The sequence below is a fragment of the Stappia sediminis genome (genome assembly GCF_009826895.1).
Taxonomy (GTDB): domain Bacteria; phylum Pseudomonadota; class Alphaproteobacteria; order Rhizobiales; family Stappiaceae; genus Hongsoonwoonella; species Hongsoonwoonella sediminis.
The window spans coordinates 867985-888906 of record NZ_WUMV01000003.1 but is presented as its reverse complement, the minus strand read 5'-3'; the positions used below and the strand labels follow the sequence as shown (position 1 = coordinate 888906).

Here is a 20922-nt window from a genome sequence, read left to right as displayed (position 1 = left end):
AAGAGAATAATGAGCCGGGGAGGAGCGACGGAAATGAACATCGAATCCCAAAGACTGGCACAACAGGCCATGGCGTTCGTGCTCGCCGGAGGCCGCGGCAGCCGATTGATGGAACTGACGGACCGCCGGGCCAAGCCAGCGGTCTATTTCGGCGGGAAGACAAGGATTATCGACTTTGCCCTGTCCAACGCAGTCAATTCGGGGATCCGCCGCATAGGCGTCGCTACCCAATACAAGGCTCACAGCCTTATCCGACATCTGCAGCGCGGTTGGTCCTTCTTCCGGGCCGAGCGAAATGAATCGCTCGATATTTTGCCGGCTTCCCAGCGTCTTGATGAGGAAAACTGGTACCGCGGCACCGCCGATGCCATTACCCAGAATATCGACATCATCATGAGTCTTGAACCGAAATACATTCTGGTTCTGGCCGGCGATCACATCTACAAGCAGGATTATTCGCTTATGATCCAGCAGCATGTGGAATCGGGCGCCGATGTCACGGTAGGCTGCATCGAGGTTCCGCGCGAAGAAGCCAAGGGCTTCGGCGTCATGCACGTCGACGAGAAGGACAATATCGTCGCTTTTGTAGAAAAACCGGCCGACCCGCCTCCCATGCCGGGACATCCGGATCTCTCCCTCGCCTCGATGGGCATCTATGTGTTCGAAACCGATTTTCTGCTCCAGGTGCTGACGGAGGACAGCGCGGATTCCAATTCCTCGCATGATTTCGGCAAGGACATCATTCCGGAGATTGTGAAGAACGGCAAAGCCATAGCGCACCCGTTTTCGCGCTCCTGCGTCATGACAGGGTTGGAGTCCGAACCGTATTGGCGGGATGTGGGTACCGTCGATGCTTTCTGGCAAGCAAACATCGACCTTACGGACTTCACCCCAGAACTCGATATCTACTCCCACGACTGGCCCATCTGGACTTACTCGGAACTGATGCCACCGGCGAAATTCATTCACAACGAAGAAGGCCGGCGCGGCATTGCGACATCGTCCATGGTTTCGGGCGGCTGCATCATTTCAGGCTCGATGCTGGATCAGTGCCTGCTGTTCACCGGCGTGAAGACACACTCGTATTCAATCCTGCAGGGCGTGGTCGCCCTGCCGCATGTTGAGATCGGCCGGAACGCGCACCTGACGAATGTCGTACTCGACCGGGGTGTGAAAATTCCGGAGGGCCTCGTCGTCGGAGAAGATCCGGCACTTGACGCGAAACGTTTCCGGCGCAGTCCGGGCGGGGTCTGCCTCATTACAAAGGCCATGATTGATCGACTGGATTCTTAGAAAATGGAAGTATTGTTCGTTGGGTCCGAATGTGCACCTTTCGTCAAAACCGGAGGTCTGGCCGATGTGATCGGCGTGGTGCCCAAGGCACTCACCGGGCGGGGTGTTCGGATACGCGTTCTGTTGCCCGCCTATCAAACCCTTGCGGATCTGGCCGCAAACGGGCGGGAGGTAACCCGCTACGATAGTCTGATGGGTGGTTCCGCCCGTGTAGTGGAGGTCAAGGCGAATGGCCTTGACCTTTTGCTGCTGGAGGCAAGACATCTCTTCGACCGGCCCGGTAACATCTATCTCGGACCCGACGGGAACGACTGGGGCGACAATGCCATCCGTTTCGGGGCGCTTTGTCAGGTCGGGGCGGATCTGGCTGAAAAAGGTGCAGGGAAATGGAAACCGGATATCGTGCATGTCCATGACTGGCAGGCAGGCCTCGTCCCGCTCTACCTGCGTCAGCGTGGCTGCAACGTGCCTTGCGTGGTCTCTATTCACAACGTCGCCTTCCAGGGCCTCTTCGACGCCGGTCTTCTGGAGAAACTCGGTATCTCCAAAAGCTATTTCACGTCCGAGGGGATCGAATATTACGGTCGTATCAGCTTTCTGAAAGCTGCTCTGGTCTGTTGCGAAAAGATTGCCACGGTCAGTCCGACATACGCGCGCGAACTGATGAGCCCGGAATTCGGCATGGGCCTTGAGGGAGTTCTTCAGGCGCGGCGGGCGGATCTGTCCGGTATCCTCAACGGGATCGACCTCGATGTGTGGAATCCGGAAACCGATCCAATGCTTCCGGCAGGCTACAATGCGCGCTCGCTTAAGAAAAAGGGACTGGCCCGCGCGGAACTTGCGGAGCGCTTCGGTCTTGAGCCGCCACGGGACGCGCCGCTTTTTTGCGTGATCAGCAGGCTGACGTCGCAAAAAGGATTGGACCTGCTCGTCCAGACACTGCCGGCTTTGACGGGGCGCGGTGCAGCGCTTGCGCTTTTAGGTACCGGCGAGAAGCAGCTGGAAGATAGCTTTCTGGCTGCAACGCGCCGGTATCCGCGACAGGTCGGCGCGGTAATCGGCTATGATGAAGCGCTGTCGCATCTGATGCAGGGCGGGGCCGATGCCATTTTGATCCCGTCCCGTTTCGAGCCCTGCGGCCTGACGCAATTATATGGCCTTCGGTATGGAACCATTCCAGTTGTCTCACGCACCGGCGGGCTTGCGGATACGGTGATCGATGCCAATGAAGCCGCGCTGATAGCGAATTGCGCAACCGGCCTTCAGTTCTCTCCCGTAACGGCTTTCGCGCTGGAAAACGCCATTCACAGAACGTGCGACCTGTTCGCACAGCCGCAAATCTGGTCGGCAATGATCCGCCGGGCGATGAAGCATCCTGTCGGCTGGGAAAATTCCGCAAAATCATATGCCGCGCTTTATGCTGAACTGACAATGATGTCGGGGAAGGCCTGAATTGATGTCGCTTAAAATGCTTTCCGGCACGCCGCAAAAGCTCGGTGCGCAGCCAGACGAGGGCGGAGTCAATTTCGGGGTATTTTCGGAAAATTCTTCCAAGATCGAGGTCTGCCTGTTTTCCCGCGAGGATCGTTCGGAGATCGCAAGGTTCAGCTTGCCAGAACGAACCGGGCCAATCTGGCATGGCTATCTGGCGGGATTGCCCGTCGGCGCGCTATACGGCTACCGCGCCCATGGGACATATGCGCCGGAAAACGGACACCGGTTCAATCCGAACAAGCTGCTCCTCGACCCCTATACAAGGGAAATTGAAGGAACGTGGTCCAATGCGCTGCAGGTGTTCGGTTACGACCCGGCATCGAGCGCCCTGGACTTGAGTTTCGATTCGCACGATTCCGCACCGTTCGTGCCGAAGTCTGTCGTCTCTGACCCGTCGCGCTTCGCGCCGGTGGGAAATCATCCCGGCCATCCCTGGGAAGAGACATTCATCTACGAAACCCACGTGAAAGGCATGACGAAAGAGCATCCCGGGATCCAAGAGGCCTTGCGCGGCACATACGAGGCCCTGGCGTCGGAACCGGTCCTGGAGCATCTGCAGGCGCTGGGGGTGACCGCAGTCGAGATCATGCCCGTGCATGCCTTCGTCGATGACAGTTTTCTTCTCGATAAAGGTCTGTCGAATTACTGGGGCTACAATACGGTCGGGTTCTTTGCCGCCGAGCCCCGCTATTTCGGACCTCAGGGAATTGCCGGCTTCCGGGAAATGGTGCGGCGTTTTCATTCCGCCGGCATCGAGGTTCTGCTCGACGTGGTTTTCAACCACACTGCCGAAGGGGATCATCGCGGTCCGACGCTCTGCTTCCGCGGGTTGGACAATGCGTCCTACTACCGGCTGATCAACGGCCAACGGCGCTACTATGTAAACGATACCGGCTGCGGCAACACCGTGAATGTCTCGCATCCGCAGGTGCTGCGCCTTGTCATGGACAGCCTTCGCTATTGGGTCACGGTCATGGGAATCGACGGTTTCCGGTTCGATCTGGCGACTACGCTCGGGCGCGAGAATCACGGGTTCGATCCCGGCGGCAGCTTTTTCGACGTGCTGAGGCAGGATCCGGTGCTGGCCGGTGTTAAGCTGATTGCCGAGCCGTGGGATATCGGCCCGGGCGGATACCGGCTGGGTGAATTCACACCGGAATTTGCCGAATGGAACGACACGGCACGCGACACGATCCGGCGTTTCTGGCGCGGCGACGCGCATTCCGCTCAGGAATTGGGAGCCCGATTGCTGGGGTCGGCCGAAACGTTCGACCGAAATGGCCGCCGGGCCTGGTCGTCGATCAATTTTGTTTCCTCCCACGACGGCTTCACCCTGAACGATGTCACGTCCTATGCAAAGCGTCACAACGAGCCCAATCTTGAAAACAATCAGGATGGTCACGGGGCAAACTATTCCGACAATTGTGGTGTTGAAGGCAGAACCGACGATCCGGACATCTTGGCGCGGCGCAAGCGCCGTCAGCGAAACCTGCTTGCTACCGTGTTTCTGTGCCAGGGTACGCCAATGCTTCTTGCCGGCGATGAGATCGGCAATAGCCAACACGGCAACAACAACGCCTATTGCCAGGACAACCCGATCGGCTGGATCAACTGGAACGAAGCGGACGCTGATCTTCTGGCCTTCGTTCAAAAACTCTCGGCGTTCCGGGCCGCGCATTGCGCCGTAAGGCAGGCTTATTTTCTGCACGCCGCCCGTCGGCCGTCGGACGGACTGCCCGACGTGGAATGGTGGGATCTGGAAGGCAAACCGCTGAACTGGCGGGATCCCGGGCTGTCGAGCCTTTGCCTTCTGGTCCGCTATGCCGCCGAAGCGCCCTCCTTCAAGGACGAATGCGACACGGTCTTTGTCGTGTTCAATCGCGACACCCAGCGCGCCCATGTCAGCCTGCCGCCGAAACCGGAGGGAATGGTCTGGATCCACAGTCTCGATACCGCCAATCCATCAGGGGGGGATGCGTTGCCTTTGGCCGACGGTCATCTGTGGGTGGAAGGAAAAAGCGTCAACGCGCTCATTCTTGGCAAAGCGCAAAGTTCGATGCTGTGACCGCGCCCGGCGTTCTCGAAACCCTGTCGGCGAAAGCCGGTATATTCGGCGAATTCCGGGATCTTCAGAATGTTGTGCGGCCGACGGCCCCGGAAACACGCCGGGCGCTCCTGGCAGCCTGCGGTCTTCCTGCGGGCACGGATACGGAAGCGCGCGAAACCCTCGCCGCTCTTGAGGCGGAAGAAGCCTCTCAGATTATCCGGCATGAAATAGTCCTGTCTTGCGATAGGTCCTGCGAAGTGGTCGTGCCCAAAGGCACGGAATGGGAGCTCGTCCTTGAAACAGGGGAACGATTCGATGCTGGGCGCAGTTCCGGCCGGATCGGCCTGCCGCCGCTTCCTCCTGGCGTGCACGATCTTCATCTTAAACAGGCGCAGTCCGCCCAGTCGGTTCTGCTCATTGCGGCGCCCGATGTACTTCCAACGCTTGCCGGGCGTGGGATGGAGCGTATCTGGGGCGTGGTTGGGACGGTCTACGGCCTTCGCTCCAGTCGCAATTTCGGCCTGGGAGACTTTGCCGATCTCGGTATGATGGCAGAGGCCCTTGCAGCTTCGGACGCGTCTTTCTACGGGATCAATCCCGTCCATGCGCCGGGCTGGAGTGATAGGGACACCATCAGCCCCTACTCCCCAACGCACCGGGGTTTCCTGAACATATGGCATATCGCGCCTGACAAGACGGCGGACCTGTGCGCATGCCCATCGATGACCGCATTAGTTGCTGAAGCCGCCTCGCAATTCCTAGCCGTCAGGGAATCGGAAAGAATAGATTACGCTGGCCATCGCGCACTCCTGCGCCCTTTGTTCGAAAGGTCTTATAAGGCTTTCCAGGCGGAGGCGCCCGATTCCGTCCGCGCCGACCTCGCTGTGTTCCGGCATGAAGGAGGCGCTGCTCTTGAGGACTTCGCGCTGTTCGAGACGCTGAGCGAACGTCACGGCGCCGATTGGAATCGCTGGCCGGCTGAATTACATTGCCGGGAAAGCGTGACCCGGACGAAAAAGCTGCAGGCGCGCATGGACTTCCATATCTGGCTCCAGTGGCTGGCGGACCGTCAGCTCTCTGCCGCCCAGGCCAAGGCTTGCAGCGCCGGCATGCCAGTGGGGCTCTACCTTGACTTGGCCGTCGGCTCCCGGCTGGGCGGTGCGGAAAGCTGGTGTGAGCGGGCGAGCCTCGCCGAAGAAGTTTCCATCGGCGCACCGCCCGACGATCTCAGCCCTGCTGGCCAGAACTGGAACCTTGCCGCCTATGCCCCGCGAAAGCTTGCACGGGACCGCTACGTCGCGCTGCGCCGTCTGCTGCGGCGGATCATGCGCCATTGCGGACTATTGCGTATCGATCACGTGCTCGGGCTCAAACGGAGCTTCTGGTTACCTCGGGACGGCAGCCCGGGCGGCTACATCAGCCAGCCGTTCAGGACGCTCGCCGCAATCGTCGCCATTGAAGCGCACCGGTCGAATACGATTGTCGTCGGCGAGGACCTCGGCCTGGTTCCTGACGGTTTTCGCGACGAACTTTGCCAGCTCGGCTTTTACGGCTACTCGGTTCTGCAATACGAAAAAGCCGACGGCGTCCTTCATGATCCTTCCAGATTACGCAAACGCTCGCTCGCCTGCTTTGCCACCCACGACACGCCAACCCTGCGCGGCTATTGGGAGGGGGCTGACATCGACTGGTGGGAAAGGCTTGGCTGGATCGCACCGGCCGAAAAGTCCGGGAAGCGGCTGGAGCGCGATAAGGAGGCCGCCGGTCTGTTGGCGAACGCTCCGGCAGGATATCGGAATGCGGACGATGCGGAAGGTTTCCGGGACGCAATGCATGCAACGCTTGCGCAATCCCCCGCCGAACTTGTCGCCGTGCAACTTGACGATATTCTAGGTGAGCGGGAAGCGCAGAACCTGCCGAGTACGATCGGCGAGCATCCCAACTGGCTGCGGCGCTGTCCGGTCCCGATCGAGGAACTGGCGGGCTTTCCGCAACTGGAAGGGCTTCGGACTATCATGCAGAAGGGCGGGCGAACCGCTGAAAGGAAACAGGTTGAGGGATCACAGGACGTCCGGCCGGATACAGCCGAACGCCAATAAGTGGATCGTTTTTAAGAGGTAAATTTATCTCGTCTACGTTCATCCGACCGCGATCGTTCCAGGGAGAAGCAATGATGACCGTTCGGACTCTTCAAGCGGGACCATTCGAAGGCCAGAAGCCGGGAACCTCCGGTTTGCGCAAGAAAACCCGCGTTTTCATGGAGCCCGGTTATTTAGAATGTTTCGTACAGGCGATCTTCAACAGTATTGGCGGCGCGAAAGACAAAACCTTTGTCGTCGGCGGCGATGGCAGGTATTTCAATCGCGAGGCGGTCCAGATCATCCTGAAGATCGCGGCTGCCAATGGAGCTGCAAAGGTTATCGTCGGCCAGGATGGCCTGCTTTCAACACCGGCCGTATCGAACCTCATCCGCCAGCGCAATGCAGATGGCGGACTGGTGCTCTCGGCAAGCCACAATCCCGGCGGGATCGATGAGGATTTCGGCCTGAAATACAATGTTTCCAATGGCGGTCCCGCACCGGAGGCCATTACCGAAGAGATTTTTTCCCAGACCAAAACCATAGACAGCTACCGGATCTTCGAAGCGTCGGATCTTGACCTGTCAACGCTCGGCATGAAGGGAATTGGAAGCACGACCGTCGAAATCGTCGATCCGGTTGCCGACTATGCCGCTTTGATGGAACAGCTTTTCGACTTTGCCAAGGTTCGGGATCTCTTTGAAAGCGGGTTCACCATGCGATTTGACGCGATGCACGCCGTCACGGGCCCATATGCCAAAGCCATCCTCGAAGGTGAACTGGGCGCAGCGGCAGGCACCGTCCTCAACGCGCAGCCTTCGGTGGATTTCGGCGGTGGACATCCGGATCCGAACCCTGTCTGGGCCAAGCAGCTCGTGGATCTCGTCATGTCCGCCGACGCGCCCGATTTTGCAGCGGCATCCGACGGTGACGGTGACCGGAACATGATTTTGGGCAAGGGCATATACGTGACCCCGTCAGATAGCTTGGCTGTGCTTGCCGCGAATGCCCATCTTGCGCCCGGTTATGCAAAAGGCCTTGCTGGCGTGGCGCGGTCGATGCCGACAAGCACGGCCGCCGACAGGGTGGCGGAAGCCCTGGGCATAGACCATTACGAAACACCGACCGGCTGGAAGTTTTTCGGCAATCTTCTGGATGCAGGGATGGTAACGCTTTGTGGAGAAGAGAGTGCGGGGACCGGGTCCAATCATGTGCGGGAAAAGGACGGGCTATGGGCGGTGCTCCTGTGGCTCAACATTCTTGCTGAAACGCGCCAAAGCGTTAAGGACATCATGGCAAGTCACTGGAAGCGTTTCGGCCGGAACTACTATTCACGCCATGACTACGAAGCCATTCCCGCTGAAGACGCCAATGCGCTCATGGATGGGTTGCGAGGCAAACTTCCCGACCTTCCGGGCAAAAGCTTCTCCGGGTTGACCATTTCAAGCTGTGACGATTTCGCCTATCTCGATCCGGTCGACGGATCTCGGAGCCTGCGGCAGGGCATACGTATTCTCTTTGAGGGTGGCGCACGCGCCGTTTTCCGTTTGTCCGGAACCGGAACTGTCGGCGCTACGCTCCGCATTTATCTTGAAAACCTGGAAACGGAAGAAAGCAAGCTGTTCCGGGATACGCAGGACGCCCTGGCATCTGTCATCCAGGCTGCACGGGAAATTTCGGAACTGGAACGCCTCGGGCGGTCGGAGCCAAATGTCATCACCTGAGTAGACCACATGCTGGATTCCAACTCTCGAACAGGAGCACCAAAGGGAACCCGGTCAGTCGGAACGAATGTGTTCAGGCGGGCCATGGCGCAAAAACAGCTTATGCAGAATATGCAGCACGTCCTAGCTGTTCAGCTTACGCTTCACAGGGATGGCCAAGCTTTCATGGCTGTACTGGTCGATCAACGTGATCATGCGGAATGCCTTGCCGACGTGGGTGCGATCCATGACGAAGTCGTCGCTCTATGTACGGAGGCGCATATGACCAGCATTGATTGTCCGCTAGCGAATGGATCGATTGCAGTCATGTATCCGGCCTATCATAGAGATCGAGCGGCCTCTAGCCTACATGGACATACGCGAAATGGTTCCGCAATCGGACGTTCGAGCATTGCAGGCTCGTTGGGCTACCCGGAGTGAACTGGCCCCGGTGCGGCCGTTGCGCCATGACAATCTTCAGCTTCAGCAATCCTGGGTGGGAACTCTCAGATCATTTGATGCGCTCGCCTTTTGACATCACGACCCGGATCATGCGGTCAAGTTTATTGGCGAGCGCCACTGTCGCAACATTCGTGTACCGCCGTTCTTTCAGGTCTGAGATCTAGAGCGCTTTCCACGAAAGCGGGAGCGCATTCGTGACAAGAATTCGCTCCAGAATCAATATCTTGAGCATGTCCTTGTCGCGAGATCCGATCCGGATTTCGCGGGATATGCTCTAGGGTCTGGACCCTAGGCACGCAGCGCCGGCGAGCACGACGCGTTCGATCGCAATAGAGACCGCTCACCATGAATGAGGAGCGGTCTGAGATAAACGTCGCCGCGTTTCAAAATCGCGAGGAGTTTTTCCTTACCGCCGCTTGAATTCTGGCGCGGAGTGAAGCCCAGCCACGAGGCAAAGCGCCGCGCGTTCTTAAAGGCGCCTGCGCCTTCGACGCTCGCGGCAAACGCGCTCGCCATAAGCGGGCCGACGCCGGGGGTTTCGATCAGCCGCGACGCGACCTCATCGATTTGCTGCGCGGTGGCATCAGCTTCAAATCGTGTCCGGAGCGCTTGATCGTTCTCGCCCAATGGTGGGCTGCGCAACCGGCTTCCATACCGAAGAGGCAAGGCGGCAGGTTCGCAAAGAACGCTGCAACCTGGGAACGTCGCAAACGGCGACTGAAGACCTGACGCACGGCTTAATCTGACCCGTGTACGTGAAAGACGTGCTTGGCGATATCGATGCCAACAATGACGATTTGGCTCATTGCAACCGGTGCGTAATTTGCCAGGCACTTGAGTGCCGTGCTCTTCGAGAGCCGATCAACAAACGTTCCCCTGTAAAGGCACCACATTCTGTGCCACGTTTTTTCGGTTATCTAGGGTCTGGCAGGGCCGTGCGCCTTGCTTGCGAAGGCGGAACTTTTTTGAATGTCACTTCTGCGACACCAATGGCCCAATCATCATGCTCGCCATCCACGCTGCCGGGGTTGACGTGCATAACGCCTGACGGGAAAAGTTCCATCCCATGAAACTCGACAAGATCGAAACCTTCGTCGTCGGCAACCCGCCGCCGCGCCACGGCGGGCGCTACTTCATCTTCGCACGGCTGACCACAGCCTGCGGGATCAGCGGTGTCGGCGAGATCTACAACGCCACATTCGGGCCGGACCTTTGCGCGCAAATGGCGGTGGAGGTCTTCACCCGCCAGTTCGAAGGCGAAGACCCGCATCACATCGAAAAGCTTTGGCGCAAGACCTATGGCGCGGGCTTCACCATGCGCCCGGATGTGACGGTGATGGGCGTTCTTTCCGGGCTGGAAATGGCGTGTTGGGACATAATCGGCAAGGCTGCCGATCAGCCGGTCTACCAGCTTCTGGGCGGCAAGGTGCATGAGCGGTTGCGCAGCTATACCTACCTCTACCCGCCCACGGGCGATGTCTACCCCGACCCGGAAGCGCCCAACGTCTACAACGACCCGGACCTTGCGGCGGAAGCGGCTGTGAAGGCGGTTGAGCAGGGCTTCACGGCAGTGAAATTCGACCCCGCGGGCCCTTATACGATCTATGACGGCCACCAGCCTCTCCTGAGCGACCTTGATCGGTCCGAGCGGTTTTGCAAGCGCATTCGAGAGGCGGTCGGCACCCGCGCCGACCTTTTGTTCGGAACGCATGGGCAGTTTACCGTTTCCGGCGCGAAACGCATGGCGCGGCGCCTTGAAGCCTATGATCCTCTGTGGTTCGAAGAGCCGTTGCCTCCGGAAAACCCTGCCGACATGGCCGAGGTCGCGCGCTACACCTCGATCCCGATTGCAACGGGAGAGCGGCTGACGACAAAGCATGAATTTGCTCGCCTCCTGGAGGCGGGAGCCGCTTCGATCCTGCAGATGAACCTCGGGCGGGTCGGCGGAATTCTGGAGGCCAAGAAGATCGCCTCGATGGCCGAAACCCGCGCAGCACAGATCGCACCGCATCTCTACTGTGGGCCGGTCGTGGCGGCCGCGAATATACAGATCGCCACCTGCAGCCCGAACTTTCTGATCCTAGAATCCATCGGGCGGTTCGACGGACCGTTCATGCAGTTTCTGTCCACTTCGATCAGATGGGAGGATGGCTATGTCATCCCGCCCACTGCGTCGGGGCTTGGTGTCGAATTGAACGACGCTGCGATTGCCGCCCATCCCTACACCGGCAGCGAGCTTCACCTGAATCTTGCCACAGATCCGGTCGTTCCGTGACCCATTCTCCAGGGACTGACGGAGCCATTGAGAAGCTGGACAAATTCTATATCGTTGGTGCTTGGGTTGCCGTAATGTCTGTCGTGCTGATGAATCGCGCAGATGTGATGCAGTTGCCCTGAGCCCAAATCCCCGGAAAATCTCCAGCCGCGTGGTCCAAGCCGCAGTAGCAACTCAAGCCCTCTGATCCCTAACCATAACGGTGGACCTGCTCAGCAGGCAAGATCAGGCGATTGGTTGCACCAATCCTTCCTTGCAAGCCGCAAAGCGCACCACATGAGGATGACAGGCGTGTCCTGAAGGGCATTTTCTGGATCTTGAGGTCTGGAATGCCATGACGAGAGCTTCGCCGGCGCGGCCAAATCCCACACGCGTAGCTCCGGCCCCTTTTGCATCAGTCGATAACTCAATGCGCGCCGCATCGAAAACGCGGCGGTTTTTTCGTCAACGTTCACCGTCGTTCGTCAATGCTTATTCGTCGGTTATTCGATGAAATAGAGAATTTTCAAGCTAAGTTCTTGATTTAATTGGCACCCCCAAGGGGACTCGAACCCCTGTTTCCGCCGTGAGAGGGCGGCGTCCTAGACCGCTAGACGATGGGGGCAGCGGTCGTGTCCTTCGGACAGAGGCGGTTATCTAACCGCTCGCCCGGCTTATTGCAAGTCTTCTTTCCGGCAAAAATTCCACTGTGGGGAAAAACGACATGGCCCGGCCGGAACCTTTTTTCCCTTTAGCGTGCAACGAACTCCGTCCTGCCTGTCTCACGACCGGTCGCGGGGTCTATATAGACGAGCGAAGTGCCATTTTCCTTTCGCAGCAGGACGATAACGCGGCCATCGGCAATCTCTACATCGGCGACTTCCGCACCTGCCTCTATTGCAACGGTTGCGGCGATCGCATCGAGGTCGGCTTGCGCATCGTTCGATGTGACGCGATATACGATTGCGGCAAATACGGCGATGAAGCCCAAAACCATGACGAGACTGGAGACGGCGAGCAGGCGCTTCAGTTTTCGTTGCAGGCGCTCGGCGGCGGGATCGAGCGGCGGCTCCTTGTCCGGATCATCATCGAAGGCGGATTGGCTCATGCAGAATAGGTCTCCGGACGAAATGGAAATCGGCGAAGAGAGCGCCGAAAACCTGGAAATGGTGGCAACGATAGCAGTGACGGCCCCCGAAGCCGGTATCCGTCTCGACCAGCTGATAGCCCGCAAGACGCCGGATATCAGCCGGAACCGGATCCAGACACTTATCAGGCAAGGACAGGTCTGCGTTGGCGGCGAGACCATAGTGGAGCCCAAATACAGGGTCAACGAAGGTGATACCATCGTTATGGCTATCCCGGAAGCGGAACCGGCTGAACCGCAGCCGGAGGACATCCCGCTCGATGTTGTTTACGAAGACGAGCACCTCATCGTCATCGACAAGCCCGCGGGGCTGGTGGTTCATCCGGGCGCCGGCAACTGGACCGGCACCCTCGTCAACGCGCTGATCCATCACTGCGGCGATACGCTGTCCGGGATCGGCGGCGTGAAACGGCCCGGCATCGTCCACCGGCTCGACAAGGATACGAGCGGTCTGCTCGTCGTCGCCAAGACCGACAAGGCGCATCAAGGCCTGGCGGCGCAATTTGCCGATCACGGGCGATCGGGCCCGCTGGAACGCAGCTACACGGCGCTGGTTTGGGGAGCGCCCGGCACCTTCAGGGGAACGATCGATGCGCCGCTCGCCCGTTCGGTCACAAATCGGCAGAAAATCACGGTTACACGGTCGGGCGGGCGCCGGGCCATCACCCATTGGCAGATGATAAAGCGGTACGGAAGCGGAGATGGCGATGCGCCGGCAAGCTTGATCGCCTGCAGGTTGGAGACCGGCCGCACGCATCAGATTCGCGTTCACATGGCGCACATCGGCCATCCGTTGATCGGCGATGCAGATTATGGTGCGGGATTTCGCACGAAAGCAGCTCGCCTCGCCGAGCCCGCAAGGTCCGCGGCCGCCCGGTTCCCGCGCCAGGCGTTGCATGCGGGGCTGCTGGCATTCGCGCATCCTGAAACCGGTGATCTGATGCGTTTCAAATCCGAGATTCCTGATGATTTTCAGGCCCTTCTCGATGCGTTTGATACACTTTGACAAACATTTTCCGGGTCAAGGCCGTGGTTTTGACTCATTGCGTTCTATATATTCTTCGTCGGTGCGCCGGAACGGGCACCGTAAATCAAGCGTTTGCCAAGTCATCGGCTGGTCCATCGCAAGGGGAGCCGGAGCGGAAGCGCGAGGAGGATGAAAGGGGGCGCATACAATGGCCCAGAACATACCTGCACTCACCTCGGCGGAAGGTGGGTTATCCCGATATCTGGATGAAATCCGGCGGTTTCCCATGCTGGAGCCGCAGGAAGAATACATGCTCGCCAAGCGCTACAAGGAGCATGACGATACGGAAGCGGCGGAAAAGCTCGTTACGTCGCATCTGCGCCTCGTGGCTAAGATCGCGATGGGCTACCGCGGCTATGGTCTTCCGATAGCCGAGGTCGTATCGGAGGGGAATGTCGGCCTGATGCAGGCCGTCAAGCGTTTTGAGCCCGACAAGGGATTCCGCCTTGCCACATACGCGATGTGGTGGATCAAGGCTTCGATCCAGGAGTATATCCTGCGGTCCTGGAGCCTTGTGAAGATGGGCACGACCGCAAGCCAGAAGCGCCTTTTCTTCAACCTTCGCCGCCTGAAGGGCCGCATCCAGGCGCTGGACGACGGCGACCTCAAGCCTGAACACGTGCAGGAGATCGCGACGAAGCTCGGCGTCAGCGAAGATGACGTCGTCTCCATGAACCGGCGCCTGGGCGGCGATGCCTCACTCAATGCGCCGATCCGTCAGGAAGCCGACGGAGGCGAGTGGCAGGACTGGCTGGTGGACGATTCCGAATCCCAGGAAGAAATCCTTGCCGACCAGGAAGAGCACGATCATCGCATCAAGCTGCTGAAAGACGCGATGAGCGTCCTGAACGACCGTGAGCGGCGGATTTTCGAGGCCCGACGGCTTTCGGAGGATCCGATAACGCTGGAGGAGCTTTCCGGCGAGTTCGGAGTAAGCCGCGAACGTGTGCGCCAGATCGAGGTTCGAGCGTTCGAGAAGGTGCAAAAAGCCGTCAAGAAAAGCGCCCGCGCGCTTGAGCAACGCCCAGCGGAATTGACATAACGCCGGGCTCCGACCGTAAGCTCGGGCAGGCCACGCTTCTTGCACGATCTTTTCTCATTACCTAACGTGACCAACAAAAGTCCGCGATTTTTCGCGGACTTTTCTAAACGTTGGGATAGTGCATGGGCCTTTTTCGGCGCAAAGAGCTTCTTGTCCCGGTTGTAGCAGGCATGGTCCTGGCAACCGTCACCGGACTTCGCGGTTTTGACCCGTTTTTCCTGTCTTCCGTGCGCGAATTGACGTTCGATGCATTCCAGAGAATCTGGCCGCGGGCGTATGAATCGGCGCCGGTGGTGATTGTAGATATTGATGAAAGTTCGCTTGGCGAATACGGACAATGGCCCTGGCCGAGGGACCTCCTCGCCAAACTGACGCAGCGATTATCGGAGCTTGGCGCAGCTTCCATCGCCTATGACATCATCTTCGCCGAACCGGACCGCAATTCGCCGCGCCGTATTTTGCGAAATCTCGGCCTCGAGGAAAATTCCAACACGGCGGAGCTCGAGGCAATTGCGGGAAAACTGCCCGACACTGATAGCCTTTTCGCCTCCGCGATCGAGAACCGGTCCGTGGTGGTCGGGTTCGCGACCTTGCCCTCCCCCGGCAACAAGCGGCCGGCAGCAAAAGCGGGCTTCGCCTACGGCGGACACGACCCGGCGAAACTCGTGCCGACGTTCCTGGATTCGCTGACGAGCCTTCCGTTGCTGGAGGATGCCGCAGCCGGCGTCGGCAGCGTGAGCCTGTCGCTTCACGATACGGCAGGCGTGGTCCGCCGCCTACCACTGGTCTTCAGCGACGGGGAGAAGCTCTATCCCGGCCTTTCCGTCGAGGCGCTCAGGGTAGCGCAAGGCGCTTCCGGGATCCTGATACGCACGACAGCATCAAGCGGCGAGATAGACAGCGGCGCGCCGGCAATTACGGCGATCAAGGTGGGCGCATTCGAAATTCCGACCACGGCGACGGGCGAAATCTGGCTACACTTCGACCGGGACAGGAGCGAGCGCTACATCTCCGCAGCCGATATCCTTGAGCCCGAAAAGGAAGCCAAGGCCGCTGCAGCGGTCGAAGGCAGGATCGCGCTCATCGGCACGTCTTCGGTCGGTCTGTCCGATATTCGCGTCACGCCGCTCGGCGAGCTGGTGCCGGGCGTTTCGGTTCACGCGCAAGCACTGGAGCAGATAACGACGGGCCGGTTCCTCACGCGTCCCGACTGGGCCTACGGCCTTGAATTGATCGTCACCTTCATGCTCGGCCTGTTCATCATTTCGGCGCTTCCCTGGCTCGGCGCCGGCTGGACGGCGGCGTTCGGCGGTATCTCCGCCGCGATCATCCTTGGCGGAGCCGCCTATCTCTTCAAGGAGCAAAGCCTGCTCATAGACCCCGTCTATCCGGCGCTGGCGAATCTCCTCGTCTATGCGACCGCTACGGCGCTTCTCTACCTGCTCACCGAGCGGGAGAAGAAATTCGTGCGCACCGCCTTCGGGCAATATCTTTCGCCCGAACTCGTCAGGAGGCTGGAAACGGCACCCGAACACCTCAAGCTCGGCGGCCAAATGCGCGAGATGACGATCCTTTTCATGGACGTGCGCGGTTTCACGCCGATTTCCGAGCAACTCTCGCCGACGGACCTGGTCGGCTTCCTCAACACGCTGTTCTCTCCCCTGTCGGAAGCCATCCAGGCCGAGGGCGGTACGATCGACAAATATATCGGCGACAGCATCATGGCGTTCTGGAATGCGCCTCTGGCGATCGAGGATCATGCCGCGCACGCCTGCCGGGCGGCCCTGGCACTTGCCGAAACCGTCAACCGGCTGAACGAGGAGGATGCCTTCGGCTTCAAGACGCGGGGTCTGCCGTCACAAGATGTCCGCATCGGCGTGGGGATCAACAGCGGGCCGGCCTGCGTGGGCAACATGGGCTCGACCCGGCGATTCAACTATTCGGTGATCGGAGATGTGGTGAACATCGCCGCGCGTATCGAATCAAGCTGCAAGGCCATAGGCGCGACCTGCCTCGTCTCCGAAGATACGATGCAGGCGGCACCCGAATTCGCCTATCTGGAGGCAGGCTCGATCCCGCTAAAAGGCAAATCCCACCCGGTGAAGCTGCACGCCCTCATCGGCCCGCCGGACTACGCCGAAAGCGATGCGTTCAAGGAGCTGTGCGAGGTTCACGGCAGGCTCATTTCGGCAATCGACGCCGAAAGTGCAGATGCAGCCCGGATGTGCCTGGCAGAATGCCGGCGCCTTGCCCGGGACAACCTGTCCGATTTCTATGCCAGTCTCGAAGCGAGGATCGCGGCCCTGCCACGCATGCGAACGGCCGGCGGCTGATAAAATTCCTGGCTCAGCCGCCGCTCCCGGGGCTCTATCTGATCTCAACAGCATAGGATTCCACCGGCGGCACCTCACGAATAAGATCGGCCTCCTTCAGGAACTCGGCAAAACGCTGGTATCTGCCGCTATCAAGAGCCGCCGGGCGCTTGGCAAAGCGGGGAAGCGTATCGAACCAGGCGCGGCGGTTCAGCTCGTCATCAAGGCTCGGATAAGCCTCGATAAATGCTTCCCACGCCTTTTGCGGATGATTGGTGAGGAAAATGGTGGCCGCTTCTACCGCTTCGAGAAAGCGCGGGAAACGATCGTCCCCCGTCTTTTCCCGCTGCGCGATGAAGATCAACTCGTCGAATACGGGAACGCCGTTTTCCTCCGGATAGAAGGCCTTGCCCTTCTTGCCTTCCAGTTCGATCTGCGTCAGCTCGAAATTGCGGTACCCGCCGATGACGGCATCGACCTGCCCAGACAGAAGGGCCGGCGACAGGGCAAAATTGACGTTGATAAGCTCCACGTCCTCCACCGTCAGCCCCTGCGATTTCAGCATGGCATTGAGCATCGCGTCCTCGAAGCCCGACACCGAAAAGCCGATCTTCCTGCCCTTCAGATCGGCAAGCGTGTCGATCGGCCCCTCTTCGAGCACGATCAGCGAGTTGAGCGGCGTTGCGACCAGTGTGCCTATGCGCGCGACCGGCAAACCTTCATCCACCTGCGCATGCAGGGTCTGCTGATAGGAGATGGCGATATCCCCCTTCCCGGCCGCGACGAGCTTGGGCGGCAGCGCGGGATCGGCAGGCTCTATCAGCTCCACATCCAGCCCGACATCGGCGAAATAACCGTTCGCCTGCGCGATGATGATCGGCGCGTGATCGGGATTCGTGAACCAGTCCAGCAGAACCGTGAGCTTGTCGGCGGCTTTCGCCGGGGCCGCAAGGGCCAGCGCCATTACAAGCGATATCGCGAAATTGCGGAGCATATCTTTCTCCTGAGGTGGGGATGGGGACGGGTGTCCAGGTCACGGACTCATAAATAAGACTGAAATGGTATGAGCTGATTTGTTCGGATACGAGGCGCAAGCCTGCGGGAAACCGTCCGGTTTTCAAAGGCTTGCAACGATGTCGTCGGGCAAATCCGCCATATCCTGAAAGGACGCGCAAACGGCTTCGAGCTGCCACGTCGAAGCGCTTGACCGGGTGGCAGACCCGCTCCGCGCCCTTCTCCTTGCATCTCTTTGCCGTTTGTAGCGCCATTCCTGCCTTAATTATGGGTCCGTGACCTAGTCTTCCGGCTGCCAGTGCACAAGGTGCCGGGTTGCGCCTTCCACGATCGCGCGCAGCAAAAGCACCATGACCGCAAGCAGGATGAGGGCTGCGAACATCACGTCCGCCTGCATGCGCGCGTTGCTTTGGAGCATGATGAAGGCAAGCCCACCCTTCGCACCGACCCATTCGCCGATAACCGCCCCTATGGGCGCGAAGACGGCGGCGATGCGAACGCCGGACGAAAGGGCCGGCAGGGCAGCGGGAATGCGAAAGTGCAGGAGTTCCTGAAATTTCGAAACCCGATAAAGGCCCGCCAGATCGAGAAGTCCCGTCTCCGTGCGCCTGAGGCCGTCATAAAAGGTGGAGGTGACGGAAAAGAAGATCACCAGCATGGCCATGACGACCTTGGACGCGAGCCCGAAGCCGAGCCACAAAACCAGGATCGGCGCGATGGCGAAGACGGGCAAGGCCTGGGTTACCAGGATCGGCGGCAGCAGGACCCGCCGAAGAAGCGGAGAAAGCGTCATCAGCAGTGCGAAGATCACGCCTCCGGCAACGCCGCAAATAAAGCCGATGACCGTTTCCACCGCCGTGATGCGTGCATGGTCGAGGAGAAACCACCAACGCTCGACGAAGGCGTGAAAGACGCGTTCGGGACCGGGAAGCAGGTAAGGCGGAATGGCGAACCAGCGCACCAATGCAGCCCAAAGGACAATGAATGCGGCGGTCATTATCGCGACACGTGAAAGCGGGCGCGCGATACGGCCAAGAGCACGGGACAGGCCGGCGCCGTTCAGCGCAACTTCGTTCGGACCGGCAATCGCCGCAGTTCGGCGTAGTAACGACATCAAAGGATCTCCGTTCTCCGCATCGGGTGATGCGACAGTGGAGATCCGGGAAAGAGGCTCGGGTTCCAGTCCCTTCGCCGGCATGACCCGGATCAGGTTCTAAGGGTCCGGCAAGTCTGCCATCTCAGCCCCCGCCACGAAGCGACCGCCGCCTTGCCCGGTAGGGGCGCAAGCGACAATCCGGCGGGAACACCCCTCGGAATACCGAAGAAACTATAGAGTAACGCCGTTTTTGCAAGAGGCTTGCCGAACTATTCGGCCCGCAGGCGAATGGGCAGATGTGCGGTTTTCGATATGATCGGGGGCGACGGCGAAGAGAGGCACTGACTGATTTATCGTTATGCCTGGGCTGGAACTACCGTTGTGCGGCCACGATTTCACTGACGTTTTTTTTTGCACGGCGCCTATCCACTCTCCGCCGTCGTCCCGGGCTTGACCCGGGATCCAATCACGCTTCCACATACGAGGGTGGCAATGATTTCTGCGTGTCGATGCTGCGAGTAGTTCGATCTTTCGAAGCATTTGGCGACGTGGAATAGGCCCCGGGTCAAGCCCGGGGTGACCTCGGAGAGGAGGTGATGGCGGAGAGAGACGCTGACCCTCTTTGTCGTCATCGCCGGGCTTGACCCACTGCTGTCCGGTTTAGGTTTCATATTCCGCAGAACTCGATTTGGCGGTGGTCAAGTTTTGGATTTCGTGGAGGCTTGTCGAGAGCATCGATGTCCTTTCGATGCATGAGGTTTGCGCGGATGAGGCGCAACAGAGTGAGTGGCGAGGCGATTGCGGTCTGCGCGCGATGGGCCATGCGGATGAGCACGAAGGCGATCAGGGCCACGTAGAGCTGGATTCGGATGGCGTTTTGCGATGTGCCGAGGAAGCGCTTTATTTTGAGGTTCTGCTTGATCCACTTGAAGAACAGTTCGATCTGCCAGCGGGTCTTGTAGAGTTCGGCGATTTCGTCGGCCGGTGCGTCGAGGTCGTTGGTGAGAAGGCGCAGTGTCTTGCCGGTTTTGATCCGCACGACGATCTCTCGCACGGGATCGCTCATCGGATTTTTGCGGGCGTAAGCCAGTCGGCGGGGCAACAGGCCGATGCGGTCGGACAGAACGTTGGAGCCGGGTGCGGTCGCAAGGCGAGCGGTCTCTTCAAGCCGGGTGTTGGTCTTGAACCGGGTGACAAAACGGCAGCCAGCGGCATGCAAGCCGGCCCACCATGCATAATCGTAGTAGGCAAGATCGAATATGTAGGTGGCCCCCGGCTCGCAGGTCAGTTGCTTGGCGGGGGTGATGTCGTTGACGGTGACGGCTGTAGTGCGGGCCGAAAGCGGCAGGCCCGCGTCGGGATCGTAGATCACATGCAGTTTGGCGGCGGTCAGCTGGTCGGAGAAGCGGGCCCATCCATCGCTGAGACCGGTTAGTTTGATCTTGGTGGCATCAAGGATGCGCACGGCATTGCGCATCTTGCGCCGCAGGCCGGCGCCGGCCTGGGCAACCATCAGCGCGAACAGGTCGCCGTAAAGATCGGCCGGGCGCCTGGCATTGGCGTCGGCCAGGGTGGAGCGCGAGGGCGCGCGCGCACCGACGTGATAGAGACCGGTTTGATGAGAGGCGAGCACGCTCTCGAGTTCACGCAGCGACGCGGCGCCGGAAAGCTGGCCATAAAGCAGCGCCAGAAACTGGCTTTTCGTCGAAAGCCGCCTCACCCGCCGGTCAGCACCGTAGCGCTCCACAAGCGCATTAAACCGCGCCCAGGGAATGTGCTTTTGCAGGCCGTGAAAAACGCTATTGTGATGTCGCACGGTGTTGCTCCCAATTCGTGTCCGAGGTCGTCGCCAAACGCTCGAACATGAGTAGAATCAACACCGTGCACTTTGTCCAACAATTCTTAACCGGACAGCAGTGGGCTTGACTCGGGCAACCACAATCTCCGGAACGG

At 59.5% G+C, this 20922-nt stretch carries 14 protein-coding genes, 1 tRNA gene, 1 pseudogene and 1 riboswitch; of the genes and pseudogenes, 10 read left to right on the top strand and 6 right to left on the bottom strand.

Going from position 1 to position 20922, the window contains the following annotated elements:
* Positions 1 to 33: 33 nt before the first annotated feature.
* The 5 genes from glgC to GR183_RS10960 all read left to right on the top strand — a co-directional run bounded on the left by glgC (position 34) and on the right by GR183_RS10960 (position 8636).
* The gene (glgC, locus tag GR183_RS10980; protein WP_160775606.1) at positions 34 to 1293 is read left to right on the top strand and encodes a glucose-1-phosphate adenylyltransferase; all 1260 of its coding nucleotides are present in this window, start codon (positions 34 to 36) and stop codon (positions 1291 to 1293) included.
* A 3-nt stretch (positions 1294 to 1296) separates the two neighbouring features.
* Positions 1297 to 2745 carry a glycogen synthase GlgA gene (glgA, locus tag GR183_RS10975; protein ID WP_160775605.1) on the top strand — a complete coding sequence of 483 codons (1449 nt, stop codon included), beginning with the start codon at positions 1297 to 1299 and terminating at the stop codon, positions 2743 to 2745.
* Positions 2746 to 2749: 4 nt separating this feature from the next.
* Complete coding sequence (glgX, locus tag GR183_RS10970; protein ID WP_160775604.1) at positions 2750 to 4852, top strand: glycogen debranching protein GlgX; 2103 nt, start codon at positions 2750 to 2752, stop codon at positions 4850 to 4852.
* Entirely contained in the window at positions 4849 to 6933 is a 2085-nt protein-coding gene (gene malQ / locus GR183_RS10965) for a 4-alpha-glucanotransferase (protein ID WP_160775603.1), read from the top strand. Before glgX ends, malQ begins: the two co-directional genes overlap by 4 nt.
* A gap of 74 nt (positions 6934 to 7007) precedes the next feature.
* Positions 7008 to 8636, top strand: a complete 1629-nt coding sequence (locus tag GR183_RS10960) for an alpha-D-glucose phosphate-specific phosphoglucomutase (RefSeq protein WP_160775602.1) — start codon at positions 7008 to 7010, stop codon at positions 8634 to 8636.
* A 729-nt stretch (positions 8637 to 9365) separates the two neighbouring features.
* On the opposite strand, the gene GR183_RS10955 is transcribed toward GR183_RS10960, so the two are convergent.
* The gene (locus tag GR183_RS10955) at positions 9366 to 9704 is read right to left on the bottom strand and encodes a transposase (protein ID WP_160775601.1); all 339 of its coding nucleotides are present in this window, start codon (positions 9702 to 9704) and stop codon (positions 9366 to 9368) included.
* Between the two features lie 439 nt (positions 9705 to 10143).
* Here GR183_RS10955 and GR183_RS10950 point away from each other — a divergent pair, with 439 nt between their 5' ends.
* The gene (locus GR183_RS10950) at positions 10144 to 11352 is read left to right on the top strand and encodes a mandelate racemase/muconate lactonizing enzyme family protein (protein WP_160775600.1); all 1209 of its coding nucleotides are present in this window, start codon (positions 10144 to 10146) and stop codon (positions 11350 to 11352) included.
* Positions 11353 to 11576: 224 nt separating this feature from the next.
* Positions 11577 to 11687 (top strand): annotated as a pseudogene (locus tag GR183_RS21960) (IS5/IS1182 family transposase); the annotation flags it as partial.
* Positions 11688 to 11880: 193 nt separating this feature from the next.
* Here the strand turns inward: GR183_RS21960 and GR183_RS10945 are convergent.
* Both GR183_RS10945 and GR183_RS10940 read right to left on the bottom strand, forming a co-directional pair.
* Positions 11881 to 11956, bottom strand: a tRNA-Glu gene (locus GR183_RS10945).
* Positions 11957 to 12082: 126 nt separating this feature from the next.
* Positions 12083 to 12439: a DUF6476 family protein gene (locus GR183_RS10940; RefSeq protein ID WP_160775599.1), complete on the bottom strand. Its 357-nt coding sequence runs from the start codon at positions 12437 to 12439 to the stop codon at positions 12083 to 12085.
* A 58-nt stretch (positions 12440 to 12497) separates the two neighbouring features.
* Here GR183_RS10940 and GR183_RS10935 point away from each other — a divergent pair, with 58 nt between their 5' ends.
* The 3 genes from GR183_RS10935 to GR183_RS10925 all read left to right on the top strand — a co-directional run bounded on the left by GR183_RS10935 (position 12498) and on the right by GR183_RS10925 (position 16880).
* Entirely contained in the window at positions 12498 to 13484 is a 987-nt protein-coding gene (locus GR183_RS10935; protein WP_202396056.1) for an RluA family pseudouridine synthase, read from the top strand.
* Between the two features lie 169 nt (positions 13485 to 13653).
* Positions 13654 to 14547 (top strand): RNA polymerase sigma factor RpoH, encoded by an 894-nt coding sequence (gene rpoH, locus GR183_RS10930; RefSeq protein WP_160775598.1) that lies wholly within the window; start codon positions 13654 to 13656, stop codon positions 14545 to 14547.
* A 122-nt stretch (positions 14548 to 14669) separates the two neighbouring features.
* Positions 14670 to 16880, top strand: a complete 2211-nt coding sequence (locus GR183_RS10925) for a CHASE2 domain-containing protein (protein WP_160775597.1) — start codon at positions 14670 to 14672, stop codon at positions 16878 to 16880.
* A gap of 34 nt (positions 16881 to 16914) precedes the next feature.
* On the opposite strand, the gene GR183_RS10920 is transcribed toward GR183_RS10925, so the two are convergent.
* The 3 genes from GR183_RS10920 to GR183_RS10910 all read right to left on the bottom strand — a co-directional run bounded on the left by GR183_RS10920 (position 16915) and on the right by GR183_RS10910 (position 20785).
* Positions 16915 to 17853 carry an ABC transporter substrate-binding protein gene (locus tag GR183_RS10920; protein ID WP_160775596.1) on the bottom strand — a complete coding sequence of 313 codons (939 nt, stop codon included), beginning with the start codon at positions 17851 to 17853 and terminating at the stop codon, positions 16915 to 16917.
* Between the two features lie 300 nt (positions 17854 to 18153).
* Positions 18154 to 18870, bottom strand: coding sequence for an ABC transporter permease (locus tag GR183_RS10915; RefSeq protein ID WP_160775829.1), 717 nt, complete (start codon positions 18868 to 18870; stop codon positions 18154 to 18156).
* Positions 18871 to 19038: 168 nt separating this feature from the next.
* Positions 19039 to 19194, bottom strand: a riboswitch (TPP riboswitch).
* A gap of 442 nt (positions 19195 to 19636) precedes the next feature.
* Positions 19637 to 20785 (bottom strand): IS4 family transposase, encoded by a 1149-nt coding sequence (locus GR183_RS10910; RefSeq protein ID WP_160775595.1) that lies wholly within the window; start codon positions 20783 to 20785, stop codon positions 19637 to 19639.
* Positions 20786 to 20922 lie beyond the last annotated feature (137 nt).